Origin of the sequence: Novosphingobium aromaticivorans DSM 12444, assembly GCF_000013325.1 — a bacterium.
Classification (GTDB): domain Bacteria; phylum Pseudomonadota; class Alphaproteobacteria; order Sphingomonadales; family Sphingomonadaceae; genus Novosphingobium; species Novosphingobium aromaticivorans.
On sequence record NC_007794.1, the window covers coordinates 2,936,493 to 2,949,631 of the forward strand.

The following is a 13,139-nucleotide window of genomic DNA, read 5'->3' on the forward strand; positions in this document are numbered from 1 at the left end:
GGTCAGCCCTCCTCGCCGCCGAACAGCGTTTCACCGTTCGGGCCGGTGCCGTCGTACTGGTCGCCGTAGTCCTCGTCGGCGCGGCCTTCGGGTTCGTTTGTGGGCAGCGGCTCGGATTCGACAGTCTCGGCCTCCTCGATCTGGTGCTCGAGCGCTTCGAGGCGCGAGACCTTCGGCGCTTCCTGCGCGTCACCTTCGATCAGCGTCGGCCGGAATTCTGTCGTCATCGTGTCATCGCGGCTGAACACCTCCTCCTCGAGGTCCGTGCTCATGGGAAGGCGCTTGGACAGGCGGCGCATCACGGTCTTGCGCGCCATCTCGCCCCACCATTGCACCCATGGCCCGCTCTTTCCGGCCCTGCTGACAGCGCGGACCTTATCGATCTCCTCGAGGCTCATGACCTCGAGCATGCGCGACCCGTCCTTGAGAACGGCGGTGGCATAAGCACCGATGGCCTTGCCGCGCGGCTTGTCGAGCGGCGGCGGATTGTGGGTGACGTCCTCGTCGAAGCCATAGCTGACAACAAAGTGGTCGTTTTCGTGCACGACCTGGGCGCTGATTTTGGCCACCTCGCCCGACTGCCGGATCTTCTTCAAGACACCGGCAATCATCGGCATGGCCTGAACCTGCTGGCCAAACATCACGAGCGCGGCTTCGCGTCCGTCGGGCAGCAAGCCGTCCTGCGCGAGCTTGGTGATCGAGCCGAACAGGCTGGCGCGATCGGCGCGCATCAGGTTCGGATTTGACAGGATCGCGGTCTGCGCAACGCGGGTGAACTTCTCGACCGTGACGTGCGCAGGCAGCGCGGCCCGGAACTCGGGTGCCATTGCCGTCAGGTTCTGCTTCACCACGGCAACAGGGCTGTTCTCTCTGGCAGCGGATGCCATCACTTCATCTCCTTCACAGAATAGCGGCGGTAGGATTTGCGCCCGCGAATGATCTCGCCGGCGACAGCTTCACGATCCGGGGTTGCGGCGACAGTTGTGGCGCGGAACCGGAAGCCCTGGATCAGCGCCTCGGATGCGTGGCCCATCTTGTCGACCAACTCGGCTTTGGCGATGTCGCGGCGCTTCTCTGCGGCCTTCATCGCTTCATCGGCCGCGAGATATTCGGCAGCAGCAACAGCAGCGAGGTTGTCGCCGGTCAGATCAGCGACTTCGTCAGTGCCCGAGCGATAGAGCTCAGTGAGAGGCGGCAGGTCGCGACGGTAGTCGGCGCTGGGCGGCGAATTGTCAGCGATGCTTTGCCAGAAAGCCACGACGCGACGCTCGATCTCCGCATAAAGCTTGGGACGAAACTCGATCTGGAAACGGCGGAGTTCGTTCCCGCCGACCAGCATGACTAAGTCGGCCCACTGCACTCCGGCGAGACCCATGTAAGTCATGGCCTGCAGTTGATAATGCAGCGGCGGCTCGTCACCCCATGCCTTGGCCTGCAGCCAGTCGGCCGTTTTCACCTCAAGAATGCCATCCCCGCGATCTGGGCAGGTGACAGCCTGGTCGGGATGGCCACCAAGCCCTTTGCCATTTGCGAGACGACGCGGGGTATCGCGCTTGACGTAGCCCCACTTGTCGCAGGCCCAGTCAACAATGACCGGCTCAAGGCGAATGCCCGCCTCGATACGATCATCTCCGCCGAAGTCCGGCGTTGCGATGGTGCCGTTCTTGCGGTGCCAGAGTTCAAAGTGAGTCAGCCATGGATTGGCATCGAACAGAGCCGAGGCCTCCGACCCGCCGACTACCTGCGCGCGGAATGCGTCGTCGCCGTCGCCAAGCTGGATTTTGCTCTGCGCGTTCATGACCGCGCCCCTTTCGTGTCGAGAGTTGCCTGCCGCTCCCGGCGCAGACGCAGAAACCTTGCCTGTTCCGGGTCCATCGGCAGAAGCGGCATGGCCGTGCGCATCGGGTGCGCGTTGCGGTGGATGGCGTGGGCGGTCACTTCACAAGCACTCCGAAAAGCACGGCCACGAACGGCACGAGGGCCAGTCCGCCGACCAGGGTGAAAAGGATGAGGGCGAGGTGCGCCGCGAGGTGGCGGCGGCTGCGGAAGGGGGCGTCAGTCACAGCCATTCCCGGTTCAGCTCAGCCCAGCGCGCCTCGCCCATTTCGCGTCGGGCGCGGCGGACATGCCGGTTCATGGAGTGGCTCGGGGTCCATTCCGGATCGCCCTGCTGCGCCGGAATGATGCGAGCGTCCGTCACGCTCGCCAGAATGCGGGTCGGGGAACGGTGGGCCATATCAGCGGCTCCCGATGCGCTGGCCGCAGTGGTCGCAGCGGGTGGGCTCGACGCCGTAGATTGCGTCGAAATAGGGCTTCATGCGGATGCGCCATGCGCGGGCCTCGGCAAGGCGTTGCTCGCGCGTAGCGCGGTCGAGGTAGCGTCCGGTCGCCATCACGCCGCGAGCCTCCGATCCGTCAGGCTCAGCAGGCGAGTTTCAATCGCCGTCTTGATCGCCTGAAGCAGCGCCTCGCTATCTGCGAGGGCATCGCGGGGAAGTTCGTCGACGCACTGACAGACGAAGCAGTCATATCCCGGCACGTGCACTTCCGACCCGCAGACCTCGCACGGCGCGCAGCCTTCACGGCCACCGCAGTCGTTGCATTCGGTTTCGGGATAGGGGTTCCACACCGAGGGACGCGCTTGGCTGGCAACGCGGCCAGAGCCTTCGCAGGTGGTGCAATGCTGGACTTCGCTGCGGAAGTTCCAGGGTAGCTTGATGTGGGTGGCAGTTGCCATGGGGTGGGCTCCAATCAGCTGGCGGGCTGTTGGAACCTCAATATGCGATTATCGGAAGCATCGCAAGAAGAAAGTTGCGACTATCGGAAGTTCTAAACTTGCGATCACTCGTCCCAGGTCGGATCAGGCCAGAAGTCTGGATCTGAATCGGCCGACACCTGTGGTCGTTGCTCAGGAAACGTTGGTTGCTCGCCATCGTAGGCAATGCGCATGAACGCGCGGTTCTGGTCTGCTCCCTGAAACACGGCGGTGACTTCCCTGCCCTGCCCGATCAGCGACGCAATGCGGGCGCAGCGCTCGGCGGGAACGTAGCCGATCTGAACGCCACGACAGCTGTAGACAGCGACGGCGCTCGGATCTGCCGGGTTTGTGGGCTCTGGGCGGAGTTCGAGAGGTTCGCCAGGTGCGCAGATCTGTATCTCGAACCGGCGCGTCGGCCCGCGCTTGTTCGGGTAAATTATGCCGACGATGGGGAGGGTGTGTTGCGGGAGCGGCATGCTGAATTAGCCCTTCTCCGCCTCCTCCCAGCGGCTCAAGTCGTCAGGAAAGCAAGTTCGGCCAGCCTTTTGCGCAAACCCTCGCGCCAACTTGGCAGTGAATGGATGGCGATAGAACAACTTCATGAAGGGCCCCACCTCGTCGCGACGAAATTCGAAGGCGAGGATAGGGTCACCGCCGGCGCTCATGAAAAGCCCGGTCTTCGGCGTCCAGTCGATGCCGACGCCGTCGCGGATAGGGTAGGTCAACACCTTGGCAGAACGAGACAACAATCGTGTGGCGCATGCGCCGATCTCGATTTGATCGCCCGTGAGCGGCAACCGCTCAATTGCCACGCGTTGCGGTGCATCTTCGTCGGCCGCCAAGGCTGGTGCGGCGGCCAGAGCGACTAAGGCCAGAATCCATCGCATCACAATCCCCTCGTGGCCCAGATAGCCCGGCCTTCGATGCGTAGATCTTCGGCTTCAACCTCTTGGTCGTCGACGCCGGGATTGTCGGATTTCACCAGGATCGTGCGAGGACCAATCGCCCGCAACCGCTTGATTCCCGCCGCGCCATAGAGGTTGATCCAGTAGATCCCGTCCTGCTTCGACAGCATCCTGTCGGTGGTATCGATCAGGATGAGGTCGCCCCACTTCAACGTGGGCTCCATACTGTCCCCGATGCCGGTCACGAGTCGCAAGTGATCCGACGCGGCGCGGGTGAAGAGGCGGACAAACCCAAGGTCGAAACTGACCAGTTCGGATTCGACATAGCCGTCGATCAGCGTCCCCGGTCCCATCGAGAGAGACAAGTCCAGCTTCTGGATCTGAACGACTTCACCTTCGACCGGCGTCGCCGGGATAACCTGCTGACCCACCGCCGCAACCCGCGAAAGACGCGGCATGTGCGCCTCGGCCTCGCGCTGGTCCAGCCACTCGTACGCCGCCAGCAGTTCCGCGCCTTTGAACTGGCGCTCGCCTGCCCTCACCTTCGAGATCTTGTTTTCCTCGATCCCGAGCGCCTGCGCCAGCTCGCGCTGCTTAAGGCCCAGAGCCTCCAGACGCTGGAAAATTTGAGCCGCCTCGGGGCGCAGAGTGCCTTTTTCAGCCATGCACCTATTGAGGGCAGGTCTGCGAATATCGCAATCGCGATTATCGGAAGTTTCTAGTTGCGATAAGCTTCCGATTATCGCATATTGCTCGGCATGAGCACAGAAGCTGAAGCCGTGATCCGTCACCTCGGGGGAACCTCCGCGGTTGCGCGTCTGATCGAAGCGCCGGTCTCCACCGTCCACAGCTGGAAGGCGATCGGCATTCCTCCCTCGCGCATGGCCCACTTGCGGCTCGCAGCGAAAGCTGCCGGCAAGCCTCTTCCCAAGGATTTGTCTGCTCTCCCCTCCGAGGCAGCATGAATGCCCTGGCTCGTCGCCTTGGCTGCTTGGTGCGCCGCCTCCGTGCCGCTCGCGCTCTTCGTCGGGCGCTTCATCGGGAATGCCCGGTGACCAAGGCGGACCTGCGACGCGCGATCATCAGGACCGCGGCGCTGGCCCATTTCCATCATCATTTCGGCGGGCGCGTCCTGCGCAGCGCCATCAACGATAACCTTAGCCCGGCGGGTCGCACCACCGGTTCCGGGGCGGCGAATGCCTCCAATCCCTGCGTCGTCGCCCCGGGTTTTACTCCTTTCCATAGCGTGGAGAGATAATCGTGCTTGTCCACAAAGGGCTGCGCAATCGCACCCGCCTCACACAAACCTCTTATCGCAGTGCCGTCTCGGAGACGGTGAAGGGCATCCAGGGCGCGGACAGTGACCGCGAAATGGCCGAAGTCTGGGGCGTCTCCTCGGGCACGGTCGTCAATGCGCGCAATCGCAATGCTGACCTCAGCGCGGTGTCGCTGCTTCGTCTTGGCGAGCGCTTCGGCCCTGCCGCGCTGGACACGGTGCTGCACCTGATCGGCGCGCGCGCGGTCGATCGGGAAGCTATTGCGGTCGATGTCTCCTCGATCCCCTGTGACGTCGCCGGCGTTCTCCCGATGCTGATCGACCTGTTCCGTGATGGCGAGTGCAGCGACGCCGATGTCCGCACTCTCGAGCGGGCGGGCGCGATCGACTGCCTTTGCGGCATCGCCGACATGCTGCGGAACAAGCGTGACGCGATGCGCACCGGCAGCGTCTCGGAATTGCGGGGTGCGGCGTGAGACCAGACCTCCCACTCACCAACGTGATGATCCTGCACCGCCCGGAAGCAGGCATCTGCATCGACCGGCTGCACAGGGGCCCGCGCAACTACGCTTCGCAGCTCGCGCGCTATATCCGCGACGCATCCAAGGTCCGCGCGCTGACCATGAACGAATGGGGTCGCGCCCCGTCGCTGGAGGAATGCAGCGAACTGATCGCCGATGCACAGGCCAAGCGCGCAGCCTATCGCGCCGAAAGCGAGCGGCTTGGCGAGTGCGACCGGGACGAGGCTCATTTCAGGCCGGCCCCCACATCGACGGCGCTCGACATGCAGCGCAGCGTCGAGAGTGCAGAGGCAAATCGCATCGAACTGCCGGACCTGTCTGCGGATGATGTCCCGACCGATGTGCGGCCGTTCTTCATCGACGATGCGGTCGAAGCCATCGCGCGCGCCATGAAGGTGACGGTTGCTGACATCATGGGCCCGGATCGCGCCAAGGTGTTCATGCAGGCGCGTCAGGTTGCCTATTGGGTCCTTCACCAACGCGGACAGTCCACGGCGCAGATCGGGCGCAGGCTCAACCGCGATCACAGCTCGGTAATCAACTCGCTTCGCCGGTACGAGACCCACGCCACGCCACGGATGCGGCTGGTTGCGGAGTGGTTTGCGGGCGCTGAGCGGAGGGCAGCGTGATGCCCCTGCACGTCTCGAACCACGCCGTCGACCGCTTCATCGAGCGGATCGAATCCCTCCCCCGCGAGGAAGTTGTCGCCCGCCTATCTGGTCGCGCGTTCCGTGCCGCCGTCCGCGTCGGTGCGCGCATTGTCCGCTTCCCCGGCCGTGGTCGCGCGGTGATCGCTTACAACCACGGTTGCGCCGTGGTGGTCACCGTCCTCCCGGAACTCGGCATCCCGCAGACGCTCTGGCCTCGCTGGGCGGGCGGGCCCGTGCCTGTCAGCCAGATCGGCGCTTGGGGGGCATGCTGATGGGCGCTCTTCGTCGCGGAAAGGCTGGCGGCGTGACCTTTTCCACCACCACCAGGAGTAACGTCATGGGACGTGCAACGCCTGTTACCGAGGAACGCAAGTCCGAGCTGGCCGAACTGGCAGCGCAAGGTTTGTCCGCACACATGGCGGCGAAGAAAATGGGCATCGCAAAGAGCTATGCCTATCGTCTGTGGGACCAGATCAAGCGCGATCTGGGGCCGCAAGCGGTATGAGTAAGGCTGGCATCCTCGCGGCCTTGAAGACCGGCCCAAAAACGACTGAGCAACTGCTGCGTGTGACAGGCACATGCTCGGCCGACATCTCCCGAGACTGCGCGGGTCTTCGTCATGCCGGATTGGTCAAGCGCGTCGACGGCGGCTCGGGCCGTGGTTCGCGTGCGGTCTATGCGCTCGTCGGCGACGCCGTTCCTACGCTGGCGCCCCACGCGCGGCAGCGGCGTGTCAGCCTCGACTTTGCCAATGCCAGCCATCCGCCGATTCCGGACACGCTGGTTCATCGAGACCCGTGCCTGAAGTGCGGCGTCCGTGGCGACATTGGCTGCAAGCATCAGAGGCAGGCCGCATGACACGCGAGGAGCGCCGCGCCGCTGCGTGGGCGGCGAAATTGCTGGACGGATTCTTCGCGCTGACCGGCACCGAGCCGAAGCCCGAGAACCGCTCCCTGTTCGAAACACTGCGGGCGATGGCCCGAGCAAAGTGAGGTTGGCGTGAAGGGCCAGCGATTCCCCCGCACCCGGGAGGTCATGACCAAGCGGGACAACATGACCGCGGCCTACGCCAAGGCCGCGACGGCGCCGCTCGACCGTCTGACGCCGGCCATGCTCGACAGCATCGCGGCCAGCCATGCGCGGCGGGGAACGAGGGACTTCGACCAGTTGCTCGCCAAGCTGCGCGAGACCGTCGAGGCGCGGCGTCTGCGGGAGGTCGCATGACCACCTGGGCCGACCTTGAAACCCGGCTCGACGCCGATCCGTTGTTCTTCGTGCAGAAGCCCGACGGCCTCAAGCACCTGAGCGAGGACGAGCGCTGCAAGACGCTGGTCAAACTCGTGCATCAGCTCGCTCCGCAGGCCGAGATTGCGCACGTCAAGAACGAAGGGCGGCACAACCATGCCAAGGCCAAGACGCTCGGCGTGGTGACCGGTCACGGCGACTACATCGTGACCTGGCCGAAGTGCGGAACCGCATTCGTCGAGATGAAGGGCTATAGCGCCGCCGGTCGTCCCGGCGAGCTTTCGCAGGCGCAGGTCGATTGGGCCAACCGGAAGTTCATGATGGGCTTCCCGGTGGCGTGTTTCTTCTGTCCGCACGCCGCGTTCGAATGGCTAGTGTCGCAGGGGATGCCGGTGATCGGGAGGATCGCGGCGTGACGCGCGAAAACACCGTCATCAGCGCGGGCTCGCTCTTTCGTGGCATCGTCATGCGCCACATCCTCGCTGAGATAAGCGATCCCGCCGAGATGAAGGCCCGGCTCCTCATCGCCCGCGAACACGGCCACCTCGACGACGAGGCGGTCGAAGACCTGATCATCTTCCACGGGCTGCAAAACGCATGAGTATCCACGATTCCATCGCGGACTTCATCGGCTTCATGGAAGCCAATGGCGTTGTGCCTATCGAGCCGATCGCACAGCGGCTCGCTTCTGGTTCCCTGATCCGGTTCCGCTGCGAAGGGGACGGAAAGGGCCGGCAGAACGGTTGGGCCATCCTCTACCTCGACCAGCGCCCCGCCGGCGCCTTCGGCAACTACCGCATGAACACCGGCACCTTGAAGTGGAAGGCGTCGGACGACCGCCCGGCCCTGTCCGCAGCGGAGCGCGACGCACTGCAACGCGAGTGGCGTGCGGCGAAGGAGCGGCGCGAGGCCGAGCAGCACAACAACCAACGCCAGGCCGCGTTAGCCGCAGCCGACCTGTGGCAGCGCGCCAGCGCCGCGACGCCCGAACATCCGTACGTCGCGCGCAAGCAGATCGATCCATCGCCCCTGCGCGTCCTCGGCGAAGAACTGTTGATACCGATGACCGACAACACCGGCCTGCTGTGGAACTTGCAGCGCATCAAGCCGGACGGCGAGAAGCGATTCCTAAAGGGCGGCCGCATCAACGGCCTGTTCGCGATCGTCGGAAGGTTCTCGCCCGAGACAGAAGAGGCCGTGATCTGCGAGGGCTATGCCACTGCGGACACCGTGCACCAGGCAACTGGATTGCCGGTGATCGTGACCTTCAACACGTCGAACATGGCCCGCGTCGCGCGGCTCTTCGCCGAGAAGCGGCCGGACCTGAGCTACACGGTTTTCGCTGACGACGATGAAGCGACCGCACTGCGCGAGATGGAGCATCGCGGCATCTACAAGAATCCCGGGATCGAGACCGCCGAAGCCGTTGCTGCCGAGATCGGAGCGCACGTTGCCTATCCGCTGGGTCGGCCGCAGAGGGGGGCAGCGTGAGCGTGTCGGACGCAGGCAACTTTGACGCAAACGACGTCGCCGTCACCTTCGGCATCGACAAGGTGCGCGAGGCGTTCGAGCAGCGCCGTAGCACCCTGCCACCGTTCGCGCCGTATGACGAGGAGCCGGAATCCGAGCGCCCCAAGCTCAAGGCGACCCCGTTCTCGTGGCGCGACCCGGCGACGATCCCGCCGCGCAAGTGGCTCTATGGGCGGCATCTGATCCGCAAGTTTCTTTCGCTCGACATCGCTCCTGGCGGTCTCGGCAAGTCGAGCGTGAAGATCGTCGAGGCCCTTGCGATGACAACGGGCCGCAACCTTCTCGGCAAGGACTGCCACGAGGGCCCGCTCAACGTCTGGCTCTACAACCTCGAGGATCCGGCGGAGGAAACCGAACGCCGCATCCACGCCGCAGCGCAGTGGTTTGAGATCGGCCCCGACGATGTGGGCGAGCGCCTGTTCGTCGATTCCGGCCGTGAGCAGCCGATCTGCATCGCGGAGGAAACCGACGGCGGTGCGCGCATCGTTCGGCCGGTCGTCGAAGCGGTGATCGAACAGTTGAAAGACCGCCGGATCGACGTCCTCAGCATCGACCCGTTCGTCTCCAGCCACGCGATCAGCGAAAACGACAACCGCGCGATCGACATGGTGGCGAAAGAGTGGTCGCGCATCGCCGACATCTGCGATTGCGCCATCAACCTGGTTCACCACGTCCGCAAGACGAACGGCGCGGAAGTAACCGCGGAAAGCAGCCGCGGCGCCGTCTCGCTGATCGGTGCGGCACGTAGCGTCGTGGTCTACAACCGCATGACCAAGGAGGAAGGAGAGCGCGCCGGCATCGAACCGCGCCAGCTCGGTTTCTACTTCCGCACCCAGAACGACAAGGCGAACCTTGCACCGCCCGAAGCGGCGGACTGGTTCCGCATGAACAACGTCGACCTGCCCAACGGCGACAGCGTCGGCGTGGCATGTCCGTGGCAATGGCCCGACCCCTTTGATGGCGTCAGCACCTGGCACCTCAAGGAGGTCCAGAAGCGGGTGTCGCAGGGCCGCTATCGCGCCGACGTCCGGAGCGCCCAGTGGGTCGGCCACGTGATCGCCAATGTCCTCGATATCGACCTCGAGAAGAAGGCTGGAAGGGTCAAGGACATCCTCAAGCAGTGGCTCAAGAACGACATGCTGCGCGAGGTCGAGGGAACGGACGAGAAGCGCAACGTCCGCAAGTTCGTGGAGGTCGGAACATGGCACACGGACTGAACTGGGGCACAACCGTGGCAACTGTGGCAGGGGAAGCAGGCCGTCTGTCTGACGCGCCCCACTGCGACAATCGAAACGGCGGAAATCTGCGGTTTTTGCGTCTGCCTCAGTTGCTTTCCGGAACTGGGGCAAAACTAGGGCAAACTGGGGCGAACCGTGGCAGGCAAGTGGTCTGCCCCAGTGCCCCAGTTAGCCCCCCTAAAGGGGGGCTTAACTGGAGGCTAACTGAGGCAACCAGACCACTGCCGGGACCTGGGGCAACGGAGGTAGGCGCATGATCGACGAAGCCCTCTGGCTCGACCCCACCGCCCCCTACGACGGCCCGGTCGACGCGGACCTCTCAGACCTCGACCCACGCGACACCGCTGCGTTCTGGAGCGAGGCCGAGACCCACACCAGCGCCACGGTCCGCGCCTCGATGCGACCGCGTTGGCCTGACTATCGCGGCAAGGTTCCGCCTGACCTCGCCGCCATCATCATCGACGATATCGAAGCGAGGAGGAGCCAGTGCTCATGACCATCGAGAAGCGGCGCCCCGATGGCAGGATGCACGACACCGGCCTGATCCGCCCCCGCCGGCCCTGCCCTCGTGACTTCCGAGAAACCTACATCGCGATGGGCTGGGACGGCATCATGGAGCACTACCGCGCGAACTGGCGCTGCATCCGGCGCTGGATTGCCGAGAGCGGTGGCGACGAACTCAAGGATGCACGGGCCGAGCATGTCCGCGTCAATGGGCGCAAGTCGCTGCATCCCGATCGCGATACCTGCCCGGCGGATCATCAGCGCAGACGGCGCTACGTCATGGGCCAGACTTTGACCAGGAGGGGGAAATGAGCCTGACGCCTAAGCAGGAGGCTTTCGTCCGCGAATACCTCATCGACCTCAATGCCACGCAGGCTGCGATCCGGGCGGGCTACAGCGCGAAGACGGCGCGCGCGGTAGGATCCGAGAACCTGACGAAACCTGATATCGCGACAGCCATCGCTGAGGCTCAGGCGAAGCGTGCCGAGCGGACCCAGATCGACGCCGATTGGCTGCTCACTCGCCTTGCCGAAGAAAGCACCGCCGACGTCGCCGATCTCTACGACGAGCATGGTGGATTGAAACCGGTAAAAGACTGGCCACTGATCTGGCGGCAAGGTCTCGTCGCAGGCCTCGACGTCGAGGAGATTCGGGTCGAAGGCGTCGTGATCGGCACTGTTCGCAAGCTCAAGCTCAGCGATCGGATCAAGCGTCTCGAACTTATCGGCCGGCACATCGACGTCGGGGCGTTCAAGGACAAGGTCGAGCACAGCGGAAAGGTCGAGGTTGAAACCCTCACCGAGGAGCAGTTGAACGCCAAGATCGCGGCGCTGATCGGTGGGCATGTCCAAGACTGAACTCTATGCCCTGCTCAAGGAAAAGGACCGTAGGCGCCAACTCAGCGGCGAACCGACGGCCCTGTTCAAGCGAACCGACAAGCAGGCCGAACAAGCCGCAATGGTGCACGGTCCGGCCCGCCATGGCCTTGCCTACGGCGGTTCGCGATCAGGCAAGACATTCGGTTTCTGCGAACTGATCGGTGGTCGCGCCCTATCCGCACCGGGCAGCCGCCACCTGATCGCGCGCCTTCACAACATCGACGTCAGGCAATCGGTCATGCTCGATACATGGCCGAAGATGATGGGGCTCGCTTTCCCCGATGTGCCCTACGAGGTGAACAAGTCCGACCAGTACGCCAAGCTGCCCGATGGCTCGGAAGTCTGGTTCGGCGGGCTCGACGACAAGGAGCGCGTCGACAAGATCCTCGGCAAGGAATACGCCACGATCTACGTCAACGAGAGCAGCCAGGTCGCCTACGAGACGGTTCTGACGCTGCGCACCCGCCTTGCCCAGGCATGCTTCCGGCGCGATGGATCGCGGCTGCCGCTCAAGGGACTGTACGACTTGAACCCGACCGGCCGAGGGCACTGGACCTATCGTGAGTTCGTCGAGCAGGTCCGGCCAGAGAACGGCATGCCGATCGAACACGGTAGCCGCGCATGGGTTGCGATGAACCCCGTCGACAATCCGCACCTTCCGCCGGAATACCATGCGGAACTCGACGGCCTGCCGGACAAGCAGCGCCAACGATTCCGAGACGGCAAGTACCTCAGCGAAGTGCCCGGGGCGCTGTGGTCGGCATCGGACCGCACCGCCGACGATGGCACGCTGATGCCCGGTATCGACACGCTACGCCGCCACGCCCATCCTCCTCTCAGGCGCGTCGTCATCGGCGTCGACCCGTCGGGCTCGGATGGCACCGGCGGCGACTGTCAGGGCATTGTCGCTGTCGGGCTTGGCGAGGATGGCCACGGCTATGTGCTGGCCGACAAGTCCTGCCGCCTCAGTCCCGAAGGCTGGGCGCGCGTGGTGGCCGATCTGGCACGCAAGGTAGGTGCCGATCGCATCGTTGCGGAAAGGAACTTCGGTGGCGCCATGGTCGAAGCGATCCTGCGCAGTGCCGATACTCGTTTGCCGATCCGCATGGTGACGGCATCGCGCGGAAAGGTCGCCCGCGCCGAGCCCGTCGCTGCACTGTACGAGCGTGGCCATGTCCACCACGTCGGTCAATTCCCCGAGTTGGAGGAGCAGCTGACGATGACCACGACCTCGGGGTTTCAGGGTGGTGGGTCGCCGGACCGGCTCGATGCGCTGGTGTGGGCGCTGTCGGATCTGATGTTGAGCGGGGCTGGGAGTTATAACCTGGCGGCGCTGACGTGATCACCATTTCCGCTCTGGCTTATTCAGCCAATCACCGCAGTAATAATTCAGTGAAGCCCAATTTCTTGTGATCTGAACCACAAACACGATATCGTTATCGTCTACCAGAGCTTTGACGTCGTCACGAACCTTCGTTGTCGTTGCCGTCGTTTCTAAAAGCCATACTGATTCCGCACCCTTGCACCATGTGTAGTTAGCTTTGATGTAGTCGAAGACAGGTTCATAGTTCCGCCCAGGAGCTTTCAGATCGTAGGTAAGAAGCAAGATGGCCATGGCACGTCCTCCGAATCGC

General features: G+C 63.9%; 28 protein-coding genes. 17 read left to right on the forward strand and 11 right to left on the reverse strand.

The features are described from left to right. Positions 1 to 2: 2 nt before the first annotated feature. From SARO_RS13705 to SARO_RS13730, 10 genes are all read right to left on the reverse strand, one after another. Positions 3 to 887 (reverse strand): recombinase RecT, encoded by an 885-nt coding sequence (locus SARO_RS13705; RefSeq protein ID WP_011446341.1) that lies wholly within the window; start codon positions 885 to 887, stop codon positions 3 to 5. Continuing rightward, positions 887 to 1,798, reverse strand: coding sequence for a YqaJ viral recombinase family protein (locus tag SARO_RS13710; RefSeq protein WP_011446342.1), 912 nt, complete (start codon positions 1,796 to 1,798; stop codon positions 887 to 889). The genes SARO_RS13705 and SARO_RS13710 overlap by 1 nt, the downstream gene beginning before the upstream one ends. Further along, the gene (locus tag SARO_RS21085; RefSeq protein ID WP_157042437.1) at positions 1,795 to 1,938 is read right to left on the reverse strand and encodes a hypothetical protein; all 144 of its coding nucleotides are present in this window, start codon (positions 1,936 to 1,938) and stop codon (positions 1,795 to 1,797) included. Before SARO_RS21085 ends, SARO_RS13710 begins: the two co-directional genes overlap by 4 nt. Further along, positions 1,935 to 2,063 (reverse strand): hypothetical protein, encoded by a 129-nt coding sequence (locus tag SARO_RS21605; protein WP_256325483.1) that lies wholly within the window; start codon positions 2,061 to 2,063, stop codon positions 1,935 to 1,937. The genes SARO_RS21085 and SARO_RS21605 overlap by 4 nt, the downstream gene beginning before the upstream one ends. After that, positions 2,060 to 2,236, reverse strand: a complete 177-nt coding sequence (locus tag SARO_RS21090) for a hypothetical protein (protein WP_157042438.1) — start codon at positions 2,234 to 2,236, stop codon at positions 2,060 to 2,062. Before SARO_RS21090 ends, SARO_RS21605 begins: the two co-directional genes overlap by 4 nt. A 1-nt stretch (position 2,237) precedes the next feature. Beyond that, positions 2,238 to 2,396, reverse strand: coding sequence for a hypothetical protein (locus SARO_RS21095; protein ID WP_157042439.1), 159 nt, complete (start codon positions 2,394 to 2,396; stop codon positions 2,238 to 2,240). After that, positions 2,393 to 2,737 (reverse strand): hypothetical protein, encoded by a 345-nt coding sequence (locus SARO_RS13715; protein WP_011446344.1) that lies wholly within the window; start codon positions 2,735 to 2,737, stop codon positions 2,393 to 2,395. The genes SARO_RS21095 and SARO_RS13715 overlap by 4 nt, the downstream gene beginning before the upstream one ends. A 104-nt stretch (positions 2,738 to 2,841) precedes the next feature. After that, positions 2,842 to 3,234, reverse strand: coding sequence for an HIRAN domain-containing protein (locus SARO_RS13720; protein ID WP_041550399.1), 393 nt, complete (start codon positions 3,232 to 3,234; stop codon positions 2,842 to 2,844). A gap of 6 nt (positions 3,235 to 3,240) precedes the next feature. Further along, positions 3,241 to 3,645 carry a hypothetical protein gene (locus SARO_RS13725; RefSeq protein WP_011446345.1) on the reverse strand — a complete coding sequence of 135 codons (405 nt, stop codon included), beginning with the start codon at positions 3,643 to 3,645 and terminating at the stop codon, positions 3,241 to 3,243. Further along, positions 3,645 to 4,328: a LexA family transcriptional regulator gene (locus SARO_RS13730; RefSeq protein ID WP_041550401.1), complete on the reverse strand. Its 684-nt coding sequence runs from the start codon at positions 4,326 to 4,328 to the stop codon at positions 3,645 to 3,647. Before SARO_RS13730 ends, SARO_RS13725 begins: the two co-directional genes overlap by 1 nt. A 93-nt stretch (positions 4,329 to 4,421) precedes the next feature. Between SARO_RS13730 and SARO_RS21355 the strand changes: the two genes are divergently transcribed. The 17 genes from SARO_RS21355 (at position 4,422) to SARO_RS13800 (ending at position 12,847) form a co-directional block, all read left to right on the forward strand. Then, complete coding sequence (locus SARO_RS21355; protein WP_143004991.1) at positions 4,422 to 4,628, forward strand: carph-isopro domain-containing protein; 207 nt, start codon at positions 4,422 to 4,424, stop codon at positions 4,626 to 4,628. A gap of 86 nt (positions 4,629 to 4,714) precedes the next feature. Beyond that, positions 4,715 to 4,921 carry a hypothetical protein gene (locus tag SARO_RS21100; RefSeq protein ID WP_143004992.1) on the forward strand — a complete coding sequence of 69 codons (207 nt, stop codon included), beginning with the start codon at positions 4,715 to 4,717 and terminating at the stop codon, positions 4,919 to 4,921. A gap of 2 nt (positions 4,922 to 4,923) precedes the next feature. Next, a complete protein-coding gene (locus tag SARO_RS20280) occupies positions 4,924 to 5,415 on the forward strand; it encodes a hypothetical protein (RefSeq protein ID WP_011446347.1) in 492 nt (163 codons plus the stop codon). Next, positions 5,412 to 6,089: a helix-turn-helix domain-containing protein gene (locus tag SARO_RS13745; RefSeq protein ID WP_011446348.1), complete on the forward strand. Its 678-nt coding sequence runs from the start codon at positions 5,412 to 5,414 to the stop codon at positions 6,087 to 6,089. Before SARO_RS20280 ends, SARO_RS13745 begins: the two co-directional genes overlap by 4 nt. Then, complete coding sequence (locus SARO_RS13750) at positions 6,089 to 6,382, forward strand: hypothetical protein (RefSeq protein ID WP_011446349.1); 294 nt, start codon at positions 6,089 to 6,091, stop codon at positions 6,380 to 6,382. Before SARO_RS13745 ends, SARO_RS13750 begins: the two co-directional genes overlap by 1 nt. Further along, positions 6,382 to 6,615: a hypothetical protein gene (locus SARO_RS21105; RefSeq protein ID WP_011446350.1), complete on the forward strand. Its 234-nt coding sequence runs from the start codon at positions 6,382 to 6,384 to the stop codon at positions 6,613 to 6,615. The genes SARO_RS13750 and SARO_RS21105 overlap by 1 nt, the downstream gene beginning before the upstream one ends. After that, entirely contained in the window at positions 6,612 to 6,968 is a 357-nt protein-coding gene (locus SARO_RS21110) for a hypothetical protein (RefSeq protein WP_143004993.1), read from the forward strand. Before SARO_RS21105 ends, SARO_RS21110 begins: the two co-directional genes overlap by 4 nt. After that, positions 6,965 to 7,102: a hypothetical protein gene (locus tag SARO_RS21115; protein ID WP_157042440.1), complete on the forward strand. Its 138-nt coding sequence runs from the start codon at positions 6,965 to 6,967 to the stop codon at positions 7,100 to 7,102. The genes SARO_RS21110 and SARO_RS21115 overlap by 4 nt, the downstream gene beginning before the upstream one ends. 43 nt (positions 7,103 to 7,145) lie before the next feature. Then, positions 7,146 to 7,334 (forward strand): hypothetical protein, encoded by a 189-nt coding sequence (locus tag SARO_RS13760; protein WP_041550408.1) that lies wholly within the window; start codon positions 7,146 to 7,148, stop codon positions 7,332 to 7,334. Continuing rightward, positions 7,331 to 7,771, forward strand: coding sequence for a hypothetical protein (locus SARO_RS21360; protein ID WP_011446352.1), 441 nt, complete (start codon positions 7,331 to 7,333; stop codon positions 7,769 to 7,771). Before SARO_RS13760 ends, SARO_RS21360 begins: the two co-directional genes overlap by 4 nt. Beyond that, on the forward strand, positions 7,768 to 7,956 hold the full coding sequence (locus SARO_RS13770; RefSeq protein WP_041550411.1) for a hypothetical protein: 189 nt from the start codon (positions 7,768 to 7,770) through the stop codon (positions 7,954 to 7,956). The genes SARO_RS21360 and SARO_RS13770 overlap by 4 nt, the downstream gene beginning before the upstream one ends. Then, entirely contained in the window at positions 7,953 to 8,846 is an 894-nt protein-coding gene (locus SARO_RS13775; RefSeq protein WP_011446353.1) for a hypothetical protein, read from the forward strand. Before SARO_RS13770 ends, SARO_RS13775 begins: the two co-directional genes overlap by 4 nt. Beyond that, a complete protein-coding gene (locus SARO_RS13780) occupies positions 8,843 to 10,102 on the forward strand; it encodes an ATP-binding protein (RefSeq protein WP_011446354.1) in 1,260 nt (419 codons plus the stop codon). Before SARO_RS13775 ends, SARO_RS13780 begins: the two co-directional genes overlap by 4 nt. A gap of 274 nt (positions 10,103 to 10,376) precedes the next feature. After that, positions 10,377 to 10,619, forward strand: a complete 243-nt coding sequence (locus tag SARO_RS13785) for a hypothetical protein (protein ID WP_011446355.1) — start codon at positions 10,377 to 10,379, stop codon at positions 10,617 to 10,619. After that, positions 10,616 to 10,939 (forward strand): hypothetical protein, encoded by a 324-nt coding sequence (locus tag SARO_RS13790; protein ID WP_011446356.1) that lies wholly within the window; start codon positions 10,616 to 10,618, stop codon positions 10,937 to 10,939. The genes SARO_RS13785 and SARO_RS13790 overlap by 4 nt, the downstream gene beginning before the upstream one ends. Continuing rightward, the gene (locus tag SARO_RS13795; protein ID WP_011446357.1) at positions 10,936 to 11,484 is read left to right on the forward strand and encodes a terminase small subunit; all 549 of its coding nucleotides are present in this window, start codon (positions 10,936 to 10,938) and stop codon (positions 11,482 to 11,484) included. Before SARO_RS13790 ends, SARO_RS13795 begins: the two co-directional genes overlap by 4 nt. Then, complete coding sequence (locus SARO_RS13800) at positions 11,471 to 12,847, forward strand: phage terminase large subunit (protein WP_011446358.1); 1,377 nt, start codon at positions 11,471 to 11,473, stop codon at positions 12,845 to 12,847. The genes SARO_RS13795 and SARO_RS13800 overlap by 14 nt, the downstream gene beginning before the upstream one ends. On the opposite strand, the gene SARO_RS20700 is transcribed toward SARO_RS13800, so the two are convergent. Beyond that, on the reverse strand, positions 12,848 to 13,120 hold the full coding sequence (locus tag SARO_RS20700; RefSeq protein WP_011446359.1) for a hypothetical protein: 273 nt from the start codon (positions 13,118 to 13,120) through the stop codon (positions 12,848 to 12,850). It lies immediately after the preceding gene. Positions 13,121 to 13,139: the final 19 nt, after the last annotated feature.